The sequence below is a fragment of the Ensifer sesbaniae genome (assembly GCF_013283665.1).
Taxonomy (GTDB): Bacteria; Pseudomonadota; Alphaproteobacteria; order Rhizobiales; family Rhizobiaceae; genus Ensifer; species Ensifer sesbaniae.
Window position 1 is genome coordinate 1,581,548 of record NZ_JABEKU010000001.1, and the last position, 18,356, is coordinate 1,599,903.

An 18,356-nucleotide genomic window follows, 5' to 3' on the forward strand; every position below is an offset into this window, starting at 1 on the left:
CGGTTAACCGGCATTCGCCTGCCGTGTTAACCATCGTGAATAGAACGCCTGTGCATCGCTTGACGAGTGAACAAAAATGGAACAAAGTAAAAACATAACGGAAAAGGAGCCATGTTATGACTGATTTTGTTCGTGACCTCGCCGCCTTCGCTTCGATGAGCCTTTTCATCGCAAGCATCTCTTTCATCGCGCTCGGCCTCTGAGGAGCGCTGACATTTCGTCCCACCCACCTCCCAATTTCCGCCCCCGGGATTGAATAAGGGGGATGACGTGTCAGGTGAAACTGGACATGTCGGGTGATAAGCGGGATATCCTGCCGACCGGACAGGAATCAGGGTGCGAACAATGGCAGACGACGGCAAAGCAGCATCGAGCGAGGCGCTTGGTACGGACCCGCAGTTTGTACATCTGCGTGTTCATTCGGCCTTCTCCCTGCTCGAAGGCGCTCTGCCGCTGAAGAAGGTCATCGGCAAGGCGGTTGCCGATAATCAGCCGGCGATCGGGATCGCCGACACCAACAATCTCTTTGCCGCGCTTGAGTTTTCTCAGAAAGCAGCCGGCGACGGACTGCAGCCGATTACCGGCTGCCAGCTTTCCATCGACATGGAAGACGAGGCGGATGGCGAACGGCGCGGCCACGCGCAACAACTCGCGAAGCTGCCATCAATCGTCCTGATCGCTGCGACGGATGACGGCTACACGCGGCTCGTCGACTTGGTGAGTCGGGCCTATCTCAGCGGCGAGGGCAATCAGGCGACCCGGATCACGCGTTCTTGGCTTGCCGAAAACGGTACGGACGGATTGATCGCGTTGACAGGCGCGTCCGGCGGTCCGGTGGACTTGGCCCTGAAGACTGGCTCGACGGCGCTGGCCGAGGCGCGCCTTGAAACCTTGCATGATCTTTTTGGCGATCGTCTCTATATCGAATTGCAGCGGCACGGAGGCTACGACCGGCGCCACGAGAGCCGGATGATCGACCTTGCCTACAAGTTCGACATTCCGCTTGTTGCCACCAACGAGGCCTTCTTCCCGTCGCCGTCCGACTACGATGCCCATGACGCCCTGATGGCGGTGGCACACAACGCCATGGTTTCGGACGACAGCCGCTTCCGCCTGACGCCGGACCACTATCTCAAGAGCCGCAAGGAAATGGCGGCGCTTTTTGCCGATCTGCCCGAGGCGCTGGAAAACACCGTCGAGATCGCACGGCGCTGCTCCTTCATTCTGAAGACCCGCGGACCGATCCTGCCGCGCTTTACCGGCGCCACCGCGGATCCGGAAGAGGCCGAGCGCGCGGAGGCGGCCGAGTTGCGCCGACAGGCGGAGGAGGGGCTCGAACAGCGTCTCGCCAAGCTTGGCATGGCGCCCGGCTATAGCGAGCAGGAATATCGCGAGCGCCTGGCCTTCGAGCTCAGTGTTATCGAGCGCATGAAGTTTCCCGGTTACTTCCTGATCGTTGCCGACTTCATCAAATGGGCGAAGCAGCACGATATTCCCGTCGGGCCGGGCCGCGGCTCGGGTGCAGGATCACTGGTTGCCTATGCGCTGACGATCACCGACGTCGATCCGATGCGCTTCTCGCTGCTGTTCGAACGCTTCCTCAATCCTGAACGCGTCTCGATGCCCGACTTCGACATCGACTTCTGCCAGGACCGGCGCGAAGAGGTGATCCGTTACGTGCAGCGCAAATATGGCCGCGAGCAGGTGGCGCAGATCATCACCTTCGGTTCGCTGCAGGCGCGCGCCGCACTGCGCGACGTCGGCCGCGTGCTTGAAATGCCCTATGGCCAGGTCGACAAGATCTGCAAGCTGGTGCCGAACAATCCGGCCAATCCGACGCCGCTCTCCAAGGCGATTGAGGAGGAGCCGCGCCTGCAGGAGGAAGCCGAGAAGGAGCCGGTGGTCGCCCGCCTTCTCGATATCGCCCAGAAGATCGAAGGCCTCTACCGTCACGCCTCGACCCACGCCGCCGGCATCGTGATCGGCGACCGGCCGCTGTCGCAGCTCGTACCGATGTATCGCGATCCGCGCTCTGACATGCCGGTCACCCAGTTCAACATGAAGTGGGTGGAACAGGCGGGCCTCGTCAAGTTCGACTTCCTCGGCCTGAAGACGCTCACCGTTCTAAAGGTCGCGGTCGATTTCGTGAAGCAGCGCGGTATCGAAGTCGATCTCGCGAGCATTCCGCTTGACGATCCGAAGACCTATGAAATGCTGTCGCGCGGCGAGACCGTCGGCGTGTTCCAGGTGGAAAGTGCCGGCATGCGCAAGGCGCTGATCGGCATGCGGCCCGACTGCATCGAGGACATCATCGCTCTCGTGGCGCTCTACCGCCCGGGCCCGATGGAGAACATCCCGGTCTACAATGCCCGCAAGCATGGCGAGGAAGAGGTCGAATCGATCCATCCGAAGATCGACCATCTGCTCAAGGAAACGCAGGGCGTTATCGTCTACCAGGAGCAGGTGATGCAGATCGCCCAGGTGCTCTCGGGCTATTCGCTCGGCGAGGCCGATCTTCTGCGCCGCGCCATGGGTAAGAAGATCAAGGAGGAAATGGACAAGCAGCGTGCCCGCTTCGTCGACGGCGCTATCAAGAATGACGTGTCGAAGCCGCAGGCGGACCTGATTTTCGACCTGCTCGCCAAGTTCGCCAATTACGGCTTCAACAAGTCGCATGCCGCGGCTTACGCAATCGTCTCCTACCAGACCGCCTATATGAAGGCGCACTATCCGGTGGAGTTTCTGGCGGCGTCGATGACGCTCGACATGTCCAACACGGAAAAGGTCAACGACTTCCGCCAGGATGCGAAGCGGCTGGGCATTGAAGTAATCGCGCCATCGGTGCAGACCTCGTTCCGGCATTTCCAGACGGGTGAAGGCCGCATCTATTATTCGCTCGCCGCGATCAAGGGCGTGGGCGAATCCGCGGTCGAGCATATCGTCGAGGTGCGCGGCGACCGCCCCTTCGCGAGTCTCGAGGACTTCTGCCTCAGGATCGACCCCAAGCTTCTCAACCGTCGCGTCTTCGAAAGCCTGATCGCCGCCGGCGCCTTCGATTGCTTCGGCTATGACCGGGCAGAACTGGTCGGCGGGCTCGATCGCATCCTCGGCTTCGCCCAGCGCGCGCAGGAGAACAAGACGAGCGGCCAGAGCGACATGTTCGGGGCAGGGGCAGCAACCGGGCCGGAGCGAATCGCGCTGCCCGCCTACACGCCCTGGCTCGCTTCGGAAAAGCTGCATCGCGAATTCCAGGTGCTGGGCTTCTATCTCTCCGCGCATCCGCTCGACACCTACAATGCGCTGCTCGCCAAGATGCGCGTGCAGACCTTCGGTGATTTCGCCGGCGCGGTGAAAAAGGGGGCAACCGCCGGCCGCTTAGCTGGCACGGTGACCTCGAAGCAGGAGCGCAAGACGCGCACCGGCAACAAGATGGGCATCATCGCCTTTTCGGACTCTTCCGGCCAATTCGAGGCCGTGCTTTTCTCCGAGATGCTGCATCAGTATCGCGACCTCCTGGAGCCGGGCAAATCGCTCGTCATGACCGTTGCCGCCGAAGAGCGGCCGGAAGGCATTGGTCTGCGCATCCAGACCCTGCGCTCGCTGGAGGAGGAATCGCTGCAGCTGCAGAAGGCGCTGCGCGTCTATGTGCGCGATTCCGGCCCGCTGAAATCGATCGCCTCGCACCTCAACACCAGGGGCGACGGCCTCGTCTCCTTCGTCGTCATCAAGGACAACGGCCAGCGCGAGATCGAGGTGGAACTGAGCGAGAAGTTCCGGATCTCGCCGGAGATCGCTGCAGCGCTGCGCTCGGCGCCGGGTGTCGTCGACGTCGAGTTGGTTTGATCTTTCCCTTTGTTGAAGCGCAGAACGGACGCGCAGGTTCTTCAAGGCGAGCGGCGACGGCCCGTGGTTGTTTCGCGTTTCCCGTATAGGCCTACGATCAGTCGCCGGGCCGCGCTCGGGTGATGGTGATGAAATCGGTGCCTTGGCCGGTCTCCAGACCGCTTTCCGTGTCGGCGATCGAGAGCGACGAGCCCTCTGCCAATAGGCCCTCGACCCGCTTGCGAACATCGTCTGATATCGTCATCCGCGCCAGCGTCCGCTGTATTGCGTTATAGGCGAAGGGATCGGCGTCGATGGAAATGCCGAGCCGCTTCTTCGTCGAGGCAGGCAGGTGGTTCTCGAGCGAAACGCCGAACCATTTGCCTTCAGCGCCTTCTTCTTCATTGTGGCGGAATTGAAGGAAATGCGTTCCGAGCGCTTCCTCCGGCTTGTTGATCGTGAGCCCCGCCTCGAACAGTGGCTTGAAGCCTTGCCGGACGAGGATCTTGCCGTTCTGCGGCGGCATGCGGCCGGCCTTGCGCAACAGCCTGTCGGTCAACTCCGGCGTCAGCTTGCTGTCGCTCTCGATCCCTTCGCTCGTCTGGAAGGCGCGAAGCGCCGCAATCGTCGCCGGTCCTGCGTGGCCGTCGATCGTACCGGGTGCGTATCCGAGGAACTCCAGCGACGCCTGGACTTCACGCATGGCGTCCCGCGCATCGCTGCGGGTGATCAGGATACGGATCGGTTCTGCCGTCGATTTGACTGCGCCCGCCGCTCCACCTGCCGGTTCTGTCATCGCGACTTCGACCGGCGTATCTCCAGCCTGACTGATTGCGGGTCTCAGCGGCACATCGGAAAGCGGCGGCAGGACTTCCGAGGGAGCCGGGCGAAACAGCAGGGCGCTCTTGACCTCTGCAGGCGTTATCTGCCGGTCGGAAATCAGCACGTGCACGCCGCGCTCGGTCATCTTGTAAAGCGAGGCGGCGAAGGCGCTCGGCAGGCGCACGCAGCCATGCGAGGCGGGGTAGTCGGGCACATGGTTGGACCCGTGTAGCGCAATACCCGACCATGTAAGCCGCTGCATGAAGGGCATCGGCGCGTTCGAGTAGATGTTCGACTTGTGATGGCGCCGCTTTTCCAGGATCGAGAAGATGCCGGTCGGCGTCGCATGGCCGGCCTTGCCGGTCGATACCGGCGACGTCGCAATCACGGCGTCGCCGTCATAGACGACGAGCGATTGCTGGTCTTTCGAGACGATGATCTGTAGCGGCCCGCGACTGCCTGCAAACCCGGTGGCCGGTGACAAGAGCAGAGCAACGAAGCTGGCGGTGAGAGCGAAACGCGATACCATACACTCAACCCAACACGTGACTTGGCGAGCGAGCCTAGCCTGCAATCTTTAAAGAATTCATCCAGCCCGTGTGCGTACCACATCAAGGTTGCGTGATCGCGCTGTGTCCGCGTTCAGGGATCGCGTTTCCGGGTGCCGAAGGTATAGCCGGTCTCGACGCTGGCCTTGCCGAACTTGTCGCGCAGCCTGTTCATGGCGTCTTCGGCCGCGGCCCGGCGGGTTGCCGCGGGGTCGACCAGATCGGGCGGATCGGCAAGATCCGGGGCTGAGAGATCGCTGACGCCGATCCCGATCAGGCGGTACTTCGTGCCGTCCGCCTCTTTTTCCAGGAGTTGCAGCCCGGTGCGGAAGATGCGGTCGGCGAGCCGTGTCGGGCTGTCGAGTCGCCGGTTGCGGGTACGGATCTTGAAGTCGGCCGTCTTCAGTTTCAGAACGACGGTCTGGCCGGCGAGTTCGGACTTTCGCAGCCGATGCGCTACCTGCTCGCTAAGGCGCCGGAGATGCACCACGAGATCGTCGTAACGCGCGATATCGTCATTGAACGTCGTCTCGGAGGACACGCTCTTGGCTTCGCCGTCGATCTCGACCGCTCTCTCGTCGAGCCCGCGCGACAGGCGAAAGAGCCGCTGTCCCATGGTGCCGTAGCGGCGCATGAGATCGGCTTCCTCCATTGTCTGCAATTGCCCGATCGTGCGCACGCCGTCGCGTTCCAGGGTATTGGCGAAAGCCTTGCCGACGCCCCAGATCAGCGTGACCGGTTTTTCCCTCAGGAACTCCAGCGCCTCGGCCTGGCCGATGACGGAAAAGCCGCGCGGTTTCTGCAGGTCGGAAGCCACTTTGGCGAGAAACTTGCAGTAGGAGAGGCCGACGGAGACGGTGATGCCGATCTCCTGCTCGACACGTCGGGCGAAGCGCGCGAGCGTACGCGCCGGCGGATCGTGATGCAGTCGCTCGGTACCCTTGAGTTCCAGAAAGGCCTCGTCGATCGACAGCGGCTGCACCAGCGGCGTCAACTCCTGCATCAGCGTGCGGACTTCGCGGCCGACACGCGCGTATTTTTCCATGTTGGGCTTGATGACCACGGCCTGTGGGCAGGCCTCCAGCGCCTTGAACATCGGCATGGCCGAACGTACGCCGTGAATGCGGGCAATGTAGCAGGCAGTGGACACCACACCGCGCTTGCCGCCGCCGATGATCACCGGCTTGTCGGCAAGTTCCGGATCATCGCGTTTTTCGATCGACGCGTAGAAGGCGTCACAATCGATATGCGCCAATGTCAGATCATAGAGCTCGCTGTGGCGTAGCAGGCGTGGACTGCCGCAGGCCGTGCAGCGCCGCGCGCCACCGGCCTGTTCCTTGAGGCAGTCGCGGCAGAAGCCTGGAGATTGAGCAGCGCTGTCGGGCATATCGGGAACAAATATTGAACATCGCGACCTTACGCTCTAGGCTGGTGAGTCTCAAGGGAGGCTCTGTTGGAAATCACACTCCAGTTCTCACCCGTGACGGCGGATAGTTGGGCGGATTTCGAACAGCTTTTTGAGCCGAACGGTGCCTATGGCGGTTGCTGGTGCACCGCGTTGCGCCTGCCGCATTCCATCCGAACGGCGATGCCGGCGAGGCAGCGCAAGGCGTTTATCAAGGCACGCATCGAAGCGGCGCCGCCGCCCGGAATCCTCGGCTATTTCGAGGGAAGGCCGGTGGCCTGGGTTCAGGTTGGTCCTCGCCAGGATGTTCCGCAGTTCAATTCGCCGCGCACGGTCGCGCGACCGCTGCAGGACCGCGAGGCGACCGATCCGACGATCTGGGCGCTGAGTTGCCTATTCATGCAGTCGAAACTACGGGGCAAGGGCTTGAGCCATCAACTCGTGCGCGCCGCGATCGACCACGCCAGGGCAGGTGGCGCGCGCTATCTCGACGCTTGTCCGATCGATCACGCCAAACAGTCAAGGTCGGTCGCCCTTTGGGTCGGCGCGACGACGGTCTTCGAGGCTGCGGGATTCGACGTCGTGGCGCGGCGCAAGGATGGCAGGCCGCTGATGCGATTGGATTTGCACTGATGGGAACCGGCGCTGAACTAGCCCGCGAAATACGAACGAATGGCCGCCGCGGCCTCCGGCCAGTCAGCGGCCGTGCGGACGCCGGCGTCCGGCTTTGGGGCGAGCGCGCGGAACTCCGCGTTAACCATCAGGTTGATCAGCAGGCAGGACGGCGCATGGCGCTGGACCGACTGCAGGTTGCGAAGAATGTCGTCGACGAAGACCAGCGGAACCGACCGTTCGGCGTGCAGCTTTTGCACGATCGGCCCCTTCGGCTTCTCGGAGGCCAGCAGCGGGTAGGGAAGGCCCAGCCGGTCGAGCAAGGCGCGCCGGATCGCGACGTGATGGGGTGGCATGGCGGTGAGGAAAACGATGTCCGCTTCCTTCGACAGCGCGGCCAAGGTCTCGACGACCTGTGCGGCCGGCGTCTGCCAGCGATCCTGCGTCCCGTAGAAGGAATCAAGCAGGGCTTTGACCTCCGCATCCGCCAGCGGTCGTTCGTTCGTACGATCGACGACGTTGCCGGTCAAACGGAAGGATCGGGGCAACAGAGCGTGGCCGCAGCTTTCAAGGAAGGCCTTGAACGGATTGATGAATTCGAGCACGACCTCGTCGATGTCGCTGACGATCAGCGGGCGCTTTCGAAGCTGGACGCGGTCGCCCGTGGACGCGCCTGGCACGCTCAATCCTCAAAACCTGAATGGCCCGAAAGCGCCGCATGGGCGCGCACCACATCTTCCGGCGCCGTACCGGTCGCCTGGCAGAATGCCATCAGCGTCGGCTCGTGGTCCATGAGAAAGGCGACGAGACCACCCATGAAGCCGGGATCGGCGATGGCGCTGCGCAAAGCCGTGGGATCGGTGCCCGTCAGCGCCAGGAAGCGGGACAGAAGCTCAGGTTCATTGGCGAGCCAGGCGAGGATGTCGATGGCGATTTCGTCAGCGCTCTTCAATGCTTCGTCCCCGTATGGTTTTTACGTGCGGAGTTACCTATTTTTCAACCAAATAGGCCTATCTCTGAAGTTGAGGAAATGGGTCGAGTCGTCGGCTCTGCAAGTTAAATGTCTTGAGGAGACTTGCAAGGTGACGATGGACAGCAAGGGATCGACATGCCCAAACAGGTAATGATTGTTGAGGACAACGAGCTGAACATGAAGCTGTTCCGCGACCTGATTGAGGCTTCCGGCTATGCGACGATCCAGACGCGCAACGGCATGGAGGCGCTCGAACTCGCGCGCAAGCACCGGCCCGATCTCATTCTCATGGATATCCAGTTGCCGGAAGTGTCCGGTCTGGAAGTGACCAAATGGCTGAAGGAAGACGATGAATTGCACGTCATTCCTGTCATCGCCGTTACCGCATTTGCAATGAAGGGAGACGAGGAGCGCATCCGCCAGGGTGGATGCGAAGCCTATGTTTCCAAGCCGATTTCCGTACCGAAGTTCATAGAAACGATCAAAACCTACCTGGGCGATGCCTGAGCGGCGGGAAAATTGATATGACTGCGCGTATTCTTGTCGTTGATGATGTTCCGGCCAATGTGAAGTTGCTCGAGGCCAGGCTGCTCGCCGAATATTTCGATGTGTTGACGGCCAATGACGGCTATTCGGCGCTGGCGCTCTGCGAGAAGACGCCCATCGATCTCGTGCTGCTCGACATCATGATGCCCGGGCTCGACGGCTTCGAGGTCTGCGAACGACTGAAGGCGAATTCGCGCACGGCACATATTCCGGTGGTCATGGTGACGGCGCTCGATCAGCCGTCGGATCGCGTGCGCGGCCTGAAGGCTGGCGCCGACGACTTCCTGACGAAGCCCGTCAACGATCTCCAACTGATGTCGCGCGTGAAGAGCCTGGTGCGGCTGAAGAATGTCAGCGACGAACTGCGCCTGCGCGCCCAGACGGCGCAGACCATCGGCCTCGAGGACGTCGGCCGCGCGGACCGCCCGGACGAGCCGGGCAATGTTCTGCTGGTCGATGGCCGTGGCTCGTCACAGGAGAGGTTGCAGCGCGCGCTTGCGCCGATCGCGGATGTCTCGGTGATTTCCGATCCGCAGGCGGCACTCTTCGAAGCGGCCGAGAACAATTTCGACCTGGTCATCGTCAACGCGAACTTCGACGACTACGATCCTCTGCGGCTGTGTTCGCAGTTGCGCTCGCTGGAACGGACGCGCTTCATCCCCATCCTGCTGATCGCGGAGCAGGGCAGCGATGAGATGGTGGTGCGCGCGCTCGATCTCGGCGTGACCGATTACCTGATGCGGCCGGTCGATCCGAATGAACTGATCGCTCGCTCCATGACCCAGATCCGGCGCAAGCATTGCAATGACAGGCTGCGCGCGAGTGTGCAGCAGACCATCGAACTTGCCGTCACCGATGGCCTGACGGGCCTGCACAACCGCCGCTATTTCGACACTCACCTGAAACTGCTGATGGATCGGGCTGCGGCGCGCGGCCGGCCGCTGTCCATCTGCATGACGGACATCGACCGTTTCAAACAGGTCAACGATACCTACGGCCATGATGCCGGCGACGAAGTGCTGCGGGAGTTCGCCAATCGCATTCGCACGACAGTGCGTGGGGCCGATCTTGCCTGTCGTTTCGGCGGGGAGGAATTCGTCGTCGTGATGCCGGATACGTCGGCCGAAATGGCGGCCGGCGTCGCCGAGCGCTTACGCCTGATTATCGAAAGCCTGCCGTTCCCGGTACCGCAGGCGGACGGCGTTTTGAAGGTAACGGCGTCGATGGGAATCGCGACGCTCAGGCCGGATGCCGATACGGCCGAGGCTCTGCTCAAGCGCGCGGATACGGCACTCTACCAAGCCAAGAACGAGGGCCGCAATCGTGTGGTGGCGGCGGCCGCCTGAGCATTTGGCCGTCCAATCCGGACGCTCCGTGCCGCGGTGAATTTCTTGGGGCCGCCTCTTGCGGGCTGCATCTAAAGTTGTATTCTCGCCGCAGTCGCTGCTACCGGGGAGTTTGGGTAGCCGCGGCGCCCAGGCCGCGTGCCTGTCTCAGTCTGATACAGAATTAACCATGCGCTTAGCGGCACCGCTTCGCGCATTAAGAATTCGTTGATTTTTTTCCATTTTCAGGTGATGCTGATGAACAAGGAGGCATCGCCTCCTAACATTTTGCTTACCCCATGATGCTCAGGTCCGCCGCATCTCCTGGGTCGTGGGGTCGGTCGGTTGGCTTTTGACGCCTGCGGAATCCTCGTGCCGCAGTCAGAGGCCAGCCGACCCCCTTTTCCGAAACGCCGTCCCATCCCTGGGGCGGCGTTTCTGCTTTGGAGACGAGGCGGGAGGCGCGGGACGGCATGCCTTTCGGCCGTCAACTGGCCGGTTGCCGCGGTCGCGGAAAGCCTAAGCTCCATGCTCAAGCGTGCAAAAGGAAAGGGCGCCTGACCTCGCGGTCGGCGCCCTTTGATCCCCGGGAAACGGCCGATCTTACTTGATCTTGGTTTCCTTGAACTCGACATGCTTCTTGACGACCGGGTCGTACTTGGTCTTCGTCATCTTCTCCGTCATCGTACGGCTGTTCTTGGTCGTGACGTAGAAGAAACCCGTGTCGGCTGTCGAAAGCAGCTTGATCTTGATGGTGGTGGCTTTTGCCATGGTCGTCCTGCCTTTGTAACAATGAAAGCCGTGGACAACCGGTTGCGGGCCACGGGCAAGGTTGGCGCGAAACTACAAATCGCGGCCGAAAAGTCAAGGCCGTTTTGGATTCAAAACGATCCTGACCACCGAAAGCGCGACATAGAGAGCGAAAAAGCCGGCGATCGCCCAAGCGAAGCCGTTGTCGCCGGTGACGTCCATCGCGGCGCCGATGACTTGCGGGCCAGCGACCGTGCCGACCGCGTAGGAGAACACGAAGGCGGCATTGGCGGCCGCAAGATCCGCGCCCTGCAGGCGAGACCCCAGGTGGCTGAGGCCAACGGTGTAGAGTCCGGACACGCAACCGCCCCAGAAAAGCAGCACGACCGCCATGAGGAACCAGCTTTCGGCCAGCATCGGCAGGCAGAGCGCGCCGATGAGGCCGATGACCGTCATCGCGGACAACAGCGTGCGCCGGTCCTTCACCCGATCGGACAGCATGCCGAGGGGGATCTGGAAGATGAAGTTGCCGATGCCCATCACCGTCAGCAGCAGTGCGGCCTGTGATTCGGTGAAGCCGGACCGGGTGCCGAACACCGGGAACAGCGAAAGCCCGCCCGATTCGACCGCGCCGAAGATGAAGACGGCGGCCGTGGCCGTCGGAACGAGGTAGACGTAGCGCAGGAAATGCCGCTCGGGCTTCTCGTCGATGACGGGGCTCTCGTCACGCGCCAGGAAGATCGGCACGGCGGCAAGCAGAATCACGCCGGCGCCGACGACGAAGGGGAGGATCCCCTCGCTGCCGAGGATGGAGAAGAGCAGGGGACCGGTGGCGAAACCGAGCGAAAGAATCGTGCCGTAGATGCCGAGCACGAAGCCGCGCTTGCTTGGCGGTGCAGTCGCGTTGATCCAGAACTCCGAGAGGATGAAAAGCACGGTAATGGCACCGTGGAAGACCACACGCAGCGGAAACCAGAGCCAGAAGTTGGTGATGTAATAGAAGCCGAAGGCGCTCGTGGCGGCGACCAGCACGGCCCACAACATGGTCTGCGCGACGCCGTGGCGATGGGCGACCTTTGTGGTGAACGGTGCGGCCGCCATCGAGGCAAGGCCGGCCATCGCCGAATTGAGCCCGATGAGCGTCGAGGAAATCCCACGCTTCTCCATGATGATGGAGAGCAGCGGCAGGCCGAGGCCGATGGCGATGCCAACGGCGCTGATGGCGGCAACGGCGGCGATCAGCGACCGCCAGTGAATATCCTCAACCGGTGCAGCTGTACCGGGCGACGGTTGTGACATCAGACGAAGGTCCTTAGAGCAACGTGCGGACGAGGCGCCCACGGCGCGGGGCATAGAGTGGCACCGCTCGTTCACAGGGGAGCGACGGATCGGAGTCGAGACTGCTTCTGAGATCCGCAAGTATGATGGCGGTGATGTCGGGTATCCGTAGAGACGGAGAATCGTTCACATCGATCCACTGCAAATCCTGAAGCTCCCGGCTGTCCAGGAAGCGTGTCGGATCGATCCCGGCCTCATCCGCAAACAAGGCGAAGAAGCGGGTATCGAACCGCCTCGCGTGGCCCGGAGGGGTGATGGCCCGAGCCATATAGCGCAACTTTGCAAGATCGGGAAGAAAGGGAACCGGCGCGGCGGCCGAAGGAGCCGGTTGGCCGACGGCGATGCCGGCCTCTTCGTAGAGCTCGCGCAGTCCGGCAAGGGCGAGCGCGCGGGCGCGTGCGTCGGTCAGCTGGCGTGTGCCGGCCGTCTTCAGCGCATGCAGGACCGATGGGTGCAGGTCGGAACCGAAACTGATGCGGTGGTCTCCGGCATCGCGCCGTCCACCGGGGAAGACATAGAGATCCGGCATGAAGACGTGGGCGCTGTGCCGCTTGCCCATCAAAACCCGCACGCGCTCCCCTTCGCGGTCGAGCAGCATAACGGAGGCCGCGTCCCGCGGTCTGACAGTCGCGGGACGCTGGCGTTCCCGGCCGCCCGGGCTCCGCGCAGACGTCATGCCCTGTCGTCTCGCGGGGGCAGGACATCTTCCGGCGCGTCTTCGTGACCGCCGAAACCGTGCATCCTGAGCGCCCATTGCAGGCCGATGACGGCACCTTTGACCGGCTGCAGCAGCAGCAGCGAACTGATCAGGGTGATCGGCGCCCAGATCGCCAGATGCTGCCACGTCGTCAACGGCAGGATCAGGTCGGTCATCATATAGCCGGCAAGCACGAGGTGTCCGACGATCGTCACGACGATATAGGGCGGGAAGTCATCGGCACGATGATGGTCCATGCGCTCGCCGCAGGCGGCGCAGGCATCGACGGACTTGACGTAGCCGCGAAACAGCTTGCCGCTGCCACAGGCCGGACAGCGGCCGAGAAAGCCGCGCTTCATCGAAAGGCCAACCGAGCGCTCGTCGCTTTCGCCGCTGCCCAGTTGAAGTGTTTCGCCTGCCGCTGCTTTCATGCCTAATCCTCTGCCTTGCGGGAACCTATCGCCGGCCTCTCGGCGGCCGTGTTCCCGGCTGCTTGCGTGCTCCGTTGCGGTCGCGCCGGCCGGACTTGTGGAAGGAGCGCGTCGCCGTCGGCATCTTGCGCCCCTCGCTCAGCATCTCGAATCTCAGCGCACCTGCAAGCGGTACGGCCTCCACGAGCTTGACGCGCACTGGATCGCCGAGGCGATAGCCGAGCCCGGTCTTTTCGCCGGAGAGCGCCTGATGCGCCTCATCGTAGATGAAGTAGTCGCGTCCGAGCGTAGATATCGGAACGAAGCCGTCGGCGCCATAGGCGGGCAGGGTGACAAAGAGTCCCGCCTTGGTGACGCCGGAGACGCGGCCCTCGAATTCCTCGCCGATGCGGCCATTCAGATGATGCGCGATCAGCCGGTCGACGGTGTCCCGTTCCGCTGCCATGGCGCGGCGCTCGAATGTCGAGATCTCGGCGGCGATGTCGTCGAGCACGCCCTCTTCCTGCGGCGTCAGTCCACCTTCACCGAGGCCGAGCGAGGCAACCAGCGCCCGGTGGACGATGAGGTCGGCATAACGCCGGATCGGCGAGGTGAAATGCGCGTATTTCAAGAGGTTCAGGCCAAAGTGCCCGATATTCTCGGGGCTGTAGATGGCCTGGCTCTGCGAGCGGAGCACCATCTCGTTGACCATCGTCTCGAAGGGTTTTCCTTCGGCCTTGGCAAGAACGCCGTTGAAATGGTTCGAGCGCATGTTGCCGCCCTTGACGAGCGAGATGTCGAGCGTTGCCAGGAATTCGCGCAGGCTCTCCTGCTTGGCGAGCGACGGCTGGTCGTGCACGCGGTAGATCAGCACCTGGCGCTTCTGCTCCAGCGTCTCGGCCGCAGCGACGTTTGCCTGGATCATCATCTCCTCGATCAGCTTGTGGGCATCGAGGCGTTCGGGAACGAAGACACGGTCGACCGTGCCGTCGGGCTTCAGGATGATCTTGCGCTCGGGCATGTTGAGTTCGAGCGGCTGGCGCCGGTCGCGACCGCGCGTGAGGATGCGATAAGCCTCCCAGAGTGGCTTCAGGATCGTGTCAAGGATCGGCCCGGTCTTGTCATCCGGGTTGCCGTCGATGGCCGCCTGCGCCTGCTGGTAGGATAGCTTCGCCGCGCTTCTCATCATGATGCGGTGGAAGGTGTGCCCGGCCTTGCGGCCTTCCCTGGAAAAGCGCATGCGCACGGCCAGTGCCGGACGATCGACGCCTTCTTTCAGGGAGCAGAGATCGTTGGATATCCGTTCGGGCAGCATCGGCACCACCCGGTCGGGGAAGTAGACCGAGTTGCCGCGCTTCAGCGCCTCGAGGTCCAGCGCCGATTTCGGCCGGACATAATAGGAGACGTCGGCGATCGCGACCGTGACGATGACGCCGCCCGGATTGTCTTCGGACGGATCCGGCTCGGCATGAACGGCGTCGTCGTGATCCTTCGCATCGGCCGGGTCGATGGTAATGAGCGGCAGCGTCCGCCAGTCTTCGCGATGCGCCATGGTGGCAGGACCGGCGGCGTTCGCCTCCTCGATCACCCGCTCCGGGAAGACGTGGGGTATGCCGTGCGCATGGATCGCGATCATCGAGATCGCCTTCTCCGAGGCCACCGAGCCGATGACGTTTTGCACTTGGGCACGTGGCAAACCGTAACGGCCGAGCCGTGCGAGTTGTACTTCGACCAGATCGCCGTCCTTGGCGTTGCCGGTGAACTCCGGATCGACGAGCACTTCCTCGCCGCGCTTGTCGATCGGCATCAGTCGGCCGCCACCGCCCGGTGTCGCGCGGAAGACGCCGAGCACGGCCTCCTTGCGCTTGTCCAAGATCTTGATAATGCGTCCCGTATAGGCGGGACCGCCGCGATCCTTCGCGGGGAAGATCTTGGCGAGCACGCGGTCGCCGAGGCCGCCGACCGGAACCTTGCCCTTGGCCTTGCCGACGGCCGACTGCTTGATCAACACAGCCGGGGCGACGCCGTCGTCGTCAAGCCACTCGGCCGGCCGGCCGATCAGTTCGCCGTCGACGTCGCGAATGGTGATGTCGAGCACGGCAACGGGGGGCAGGGCGCCAGGACGCACCAGCGACTTGCGCTTCTTCCCGACCAGGCCGTCCTCTTCCAGCGATCTGAGCAGCGTCTTGAGCTCGACACGAGTTTCGCCCTTGAGCCCGAAGGCCTTGGCGATCTCGCGCTTGGAGGCGCGATCCGGGTTTTCGGCGATGAAGCGCATCAGCACGTCGCGCGGCGGAACCGCGCCGTGAATGATGGGTTCGCTTGGCTGGGCCGATCCGGCCTTTGCCGCGCGAGCATGCTTCTTGCCCATGCTTCTCTTGCCGGACTGTTCGGTCGGGTCGCGCGGTATTCTGGTCAAAATCAGCCCTTCTTGGCCTTGGCGGCCGTCTTCGTCTTGCTCTTGGCGGGTGCCTTGGCTTTGGTCGTCTTCGCGGCGCCATCCTCGGACTTTGCCGCTGCCTTGGTCGTCTTGGCCTTGCCTGCCTTGGCCTTCGTCGTTCCGCCCTTGGCGGCGCGCTCCGAAATCAGCGCAAGCGCCTCCTCGACCGTTACCGATTGTGGATCCTTGCCCTTGGGCAGGGTGGCGTTGACCTTGCCCCAGTTGACATAGGGACCGTAGCGCCCGTCACGCACCGTGATCGCGCCGCCTTCCGGGTGATCTCCGAGTTCCTTGAGCGCGGCAGCTGCCGTGCGGCCACGCCCGGCGCCGGCCTTCGATTGCTTGTCGGCAAGAACGGACACGGCGCGGTTGAGGCCGATCGAGAACACGTCTTCGATCGATTCGAGATTGGCATAGGTGCCGTCATGCAGCACGAACGGTCCGTAGCGGCCGAGGCCGGTCGAGATCATCTTGCCGGTTTCCGGATGCGCGCCGATGTCGCGCGGCAGCGACAGGAGGGCGACGGCCTTCTCGTGGTCGATTGTCGACGGCGTCCAGCCCTTCGGCAGGCTCGAGCGCTTGGCTTCCTTGCCGTCGCCACGCTGGACATAGGGGCCGAAGCGGCCGCTGCGCAGCGTGATCTCCTCGCCGGTATGCGGATCCTTGCCGAGCGCCTGCGGCTCGTTGGAGACTGCTGCTTCCTGGTCGCCGTTGCTCTCGGAGGAAAGCTGGCGGGTGAAGTTGCACTCCGGATAGTTCGAGCAGCCGACGAAGGCGCCATACTTGCCGAGCTTCAGCGACAGCTTGCCGGTGCCGCAAACCTGGCAGGTGCGCGGATCACCGCCGTCCTCGCGCTTCGGGAAGACCAGCGGCGCCAATTCCTCGTTCAGTGCGTCGAGCACGTTGGTGACACGCAGTTCCTTGGTTTCTTCGATCTGTGCGAAGAAATCCTTCCAGAAGTCGCGTAGGACATCTTTCCAGTTGACCTCTCCGGCCGAGACCTGGTCGAGCTTCTCTTCGAGCGACGCCGTGAAGTCGTAGCCGACATAGCGCGTGAAGAAGCTCTCCAGGAACGCCGTCACCAGCCGGCCCTTGGCCTGGGGCACGAGCTTGCGCTTGTCGTTGGTGATGTAGTCGCGGTCGAGCAGCGTCGTGACCGTGGCGGCATAGGTCGAAGGCCGGCCGATGCCGAGCTCTTCCATCTTCTTGATCAGGCTCGCTTCCGAGTAGCGCGGCGGCGGCTCGGTGAAGTGCTGCGAGGCGTTGATCTTCTGCTTCGCGAGGTTCTCGCGCGCATTGATCTCCGGCAGGCGACCATCCTCGTCGCCGTCGTCACTCTGCTCGCCGTCTTCCTTGGCATCCGTATAGGCGGCGATGAAACCGTCGAAGCGGATGACGGAGCCGGTGGCACGCAGGCCGGCGGTCTTGCCGCCATTGTTGGCGGTGATTTCTGCCGTCGTGCGCTCGATCTCGGCGGATGCCATCTGGCTCGCGATGCCGCGCTTCCAGACAAGGTCGTAGAGCCGCAGCATGTCGCCGTCGAGGAAGCGGCGAACCTGGTCCGGCGTACGATTGAAATCGGTCGGGCGGATGGCTTCGTGCGCTTCCTGGGCGTTCTTCGCCTTGGTCGAATAGAAGCGCGGCTTCTCGGGCAGGTAACGATCGCCGAACTGGCTGGAGATCGCCTTGCGCGAGGCCTCGATCGCTTCCGGCGCCATCTGCACGCCATCGGTACGCATATAGGTGATCAGACCGACCGTCTCGCCGCCTATGTCGACGCCTTCGTAGAGCTTCTGCGCGACCTGCATGGTGCGCGAGGCCGAGAAGCCGAGCTTGGAGGATGCCGCCTGCTGCAGCGTCGAGGTGGTGAAGGGCGGCGATGGGTTACGCTTGACGGGCTTCGCCTCGATGCTGTCGACGACATAGGCGGCGCCGTCGAGCAGGGTCTTCAGCCGGTTCGCTTCTTCGCCGTTGCCGATCGCCTTGGGCGCGAGGCGCTTGCCGTCGGCCGAGACGAGGCGAGCCTCGAACTCGTCGCCGCGCGGGGTCTTCAGCAGTGCCGAAATGTTCCAGTATTCTTCCGAGACGAAGCGCTCGATCTCGGCTTCGCGGTCGCAGACGAGCCGCAGCGTAACGGACTGCACGCGGCCGGCCGAGCGGGCGCCCGGAAGCTTGCGCCAGAGCACCGGGGAGAGATTGAAGCCGACGAGATAGTCAAGCGCGCGGCGCGCCAGGTAGGCGTCGACCAGCGAGATGTCGATGTCGCGCGGATGGGCGATCGCTTCGAGAACGGCCTTCTTGGTAATGGCGTTGAAGGCGACGCGCTTGACCGGCTTGTCGCCGAGCACCTTCTTCTTCTTCAAGAGGTCGAGCACGTGCCAGGAAATGGCTTCGCCTTCGCGATCCGGGTCGGTTGCGAGAATGAGGCCGTCGGAGGATTTGACGGCGTCGGCAATATCCTTCATGCGCTTCGCCGAGGCGCCGTCGACCTCCCAGGACATTTCGAAGTCTTCGTCCGGACGGACCGAACCGTCCTTCGCCGGCAGGTCGCGCACATGGCCGAACGAAGCCAGCACCTTGTAGCCAGGCCCGAGGTACTTGTTGATCGTCTTTGCCTTGGAAGGCGACTCCACCACTACAACATTCATCGTCATTTTTTGAGACAACC

At 62.9% G+C, this 18,356-nt stretch carries 14 protein-coding genes; 4 read left to right on the plus strand and 10 right to left on the minus strand.

Annotated features, from left to right (window positions below; translation table 11 throughout):
- Nucleotides 1-345 precede the first annotated feature (345 nt).
- Nucleotides 346-3,843, plus strand: coding sequence for a DNA polymerase III subunit alpha (gene dnaE / locus BHMPCIPO_RS07615; protein WP_173516196.1), 3,498 nt, complete (start codon nt 346-348; stop codon nt 3,841-3,843).
- 97 nt (nt 3,844-3,940) lie between these two features.
- Here dnaE and BHMPCIPO_RS07620 read toward each other — a convergent pair whose 3' ends face one another.
- Together BHMPCIPO_RS07620 and BHMPCIPO_RS07625 are read right to left on the minus strand one after the other, a co-directional pair.
- Entirely contained in the window at nt 3,941-5,173 is a 1,233-nt protein-coding gene (locus tag BHMPCIPO_RS07620) for a L,D-transpeptidase family protein (protein WP_173516197.1), read from the minus strand.
- 113 nt (nt 5,174-5,286) lie between these two features.
- Nucleotides 5,287-6,579, minus strand: a complete 1,293-nt coding sequence (locus BHMPCIPO_RS07625) for a DNA polymerase IV (RefSeq protein ID WP_173516198.1) — start codon at nt 6,577-6,579, stop codon at nt 5,287-5,289.
- Between the two features lie 66 nt (nt 6,580-6,645).
- Between BHMPCIPO_RS07625 and BHMPCIPO_RS07630 the strand changes: the two genes are divergently transcribed.
- Nucleotides 6,646-7,230 (plus strand): GNAT family N-acetyltransferase, encoded by a 585-nt coding sequence (locus BHMPCIPO_RS07630; RefSeq protein WP_173516199.1) that lies wholly within the window; start codon nt 6,646-6,648, stop codon nt 7,228-7,230.
- Between the two features lie 17 nt (nt 7,231-7,247).
- On the opposite strand, the gene BHMPCIPO_RS07635 is transcribed toward BHMPCIPO_RS07630, so the two are convergent.
- Together BHMPCIPO_RS07635 and BHMPCIPO_RS07640 are read right to left on the minus strand one after the other, a co-directional pair.
- Nucleotides 7,248-7,814 (minus strand): hypothetical protein, encoded by a 567-nt coding sequence (locus BHMPCIPO_RS07635; protein ID WP_312032984.1) that lies wholly within the window; start codon nt 7,812-7,814, stop codon nt 7,248-7,250.
- A 77-nt stretch (nt 7,815-7,891) separates the two neighbouring features.
- The gene (locus tag BHMPCIPO_RS07640) at nt 7,892-8,161 is read right to left on the minus strand and encodes a DUF3572 domain-containing protein (protein WP_173516201.1); all 270 of its coding nucleotides are present in this window, start codon (nt 8,159-8,161) and stop codon (nt 7,892-7,894) included.
- 156 nt (nt 8,162-8,317) lie between these two features.
- Here BHMPCIPO_RS07640 and BHMPCIPO_RS07645 point away from each other — a divergent pair, with 156 nt between their 5' ends.
- On the plus strand, nt 8,318-8,689 hold the full coding sequence (locus BHMPCIPO_RS07645) for a response regulator (RefSeq protein ID WP_003537642.1): 372 nt from the start codon (nt 8,318-8,320) through the stop codon (nt 8,687-8,689).
- A 17-nt stretch (nt 8,690-8,706) separates the two neighbouring features.
- Entirely contained in the window at nt 8,707-10,074 is a 1,368-nt protein-coding gene (locus tag BHMPCIPO_RS07650; protein ID WP_173516202.1) for a PleD family two-component system response regulator, read from the plus strand.
- Nucleotides 10,075-10,656: 582 nt separating this feature from the next.
- On the opposite strand, the gene rpmG is transcribed toward BHMPCIPO_RS07650, so the two are convergent.
- The 6 genes from rpmG to topA all read right to left on the minus strand — a co-directional run bounded on the left by rpmG (nt 10,657) and on the right by topA (nt 18,336).
- Nucleotides 10,657-10,824, minus strand: a complete 168-nt coding sequence (gene rpmG / locus BHMPCIPO_RS07655; protein WP_034795357.1) for a 50S ribosomal protein L33 — start codon at nt 10,822-10,824, stop codon at nt 10,657-10,659.
- Nucleotides 10,825-10,917: 93 nt separating this feature from the next.
- Nucleotides 10,918-12,102 (minus strand): MFS transporter, encoded by a 1,185-nt coding sequence (locus BHMPCIPO_RS07660; RefSeq protein ID WP_173516203.1) that lies wholly within the window; start codon nt 12,100-12,102, stop codon nt 10,918-10,920.
- Nucleotides 12,103-12,115: 13 nt separating this feature from the next.
- Nucleotides 12,116-12,817 carry an NUDIX hydrolase gene (locus tag BHMPCIPO_RS07665; protein ID WP_173516204.1) on the minus strand — a complete coding sequence of 234 codons (702 nt, stop codon included), beginning with the start codon at nt 12,815-12,817 and terminating at the stop codon, nt 12,116-12,118.
- Nucleotides 12,814-13,269, minus strand: coding sequence for a DUF983 domain-containing protein (locus BHMPCIPO_RS07670; protein WP_173516205.1), 456 nt, complete (start codon nt 13,267-13,269; stop codon nt 12,814-12,816). Before BHMPCIPO_RS07670 ends, BHMPCIPO_RS07665 begins: the two co-directional genes overlap by 4 nt.
- Before the next feature lie 25 nt (nt 13,270-13,294).
- Nucleotides 13,295-15,667 carry a ribonuclease R gene (gene rnr / locus BHMPCIPO_RS07675; RefSeq protein WP_173516206.1) on the minus strand — a complete coding sequence of 791 codons (2,373 nt, stop codon included), beginning with the start codon at nt 15,665-15,667 and terminating at the stop codon, nt 13,295-13,297.
- A gap of 2 nt (nt 15,668-15,669) precedes the next feature.
- Nucleotides 15,670-18,336, minus strand: a complete 2,667-nt coding sequence (gene topA / locus BHMPCIPO_RS07680; protein ID WP_173516207.1) for a type I DNA topoisomerase — start codon at nt 18,334-18,336, stop codon at nt 15,670-15,672.
- Nucleotides 18,337-18,356 lie beyond the last annotated feature (20 nt).

Coding starts and splice junctions, on each gene's coding strand:
- dnaE (WP_173516196.1), top strand. CDS start 346: ATGGCAGACGACGGCAAAGCAGCATCGAGCGAGGCGCTTGGTACGGAC.
- BHMPCIPO_RS07620 (WP_173516197.1), bottom strand. CDS start 5,173: ATGGTATCGCGTTTCGCTCTCACCGCCAGCTTCGTTGCTCTGCTCTTG.
- BHMPCIPO_RS07625 (WP_173516198.1), bottom strand. CDS start 6,579: ATGCCCGACAGCGCTGCTCAATCTCCAGGCTTCTGCCGCGACTGCCTC.
- BHMPCIPO_RS07645 (WP_003537642.1), top strand. CDS start 8,318: ATGCCCAAACAGGTAATGATTGTTGAGGACAACGAGCTGAACATGAAG.
- BHMPCIPO_RS07650 (WP_173516202.1), top strand. CDS start 8,707: ATGACTGCGCGTATTCTTGTCGTTGATGATGTTCCGGCCAATGTGAAG.
- rpmG (WP_034795357.1), bottom strand. CDS start 10,824: ATGGCAAAAGCCACCACCATCAAGATCAAGCTGCTTTCGACAGCCGAC.
- BHMPCIPO_RS07660 (WP_173516203.1), bottom strand. CDS start 12,102: ATGTCACAACCGTCGCCCGGTACAGCTGCACCGGTTGAGGATATTCAC.
- BHMPCIPO_RS07665 (WP_173516204.1), bottom strand. CDS start 12,817: ATGACGTCTGCGCGGAGCCCGGGCGGCCGGGAACGCCAGCGTCCCGCG.
- BHMPCIPO_RS07670 (WP_173516205.1), bottom strand. CDS start 13,269: ATGAAAGCAGCGGCAGGCGAAACACTTCAACTGGGCAGCGGCGAAAGC.
- topA (WP_173516207.1), bottom strand. CDS start 18,336: ATGAATGTTGTAGTGGTGGAGTCGCCTTCCAAGGCAAAGACGATCAAC.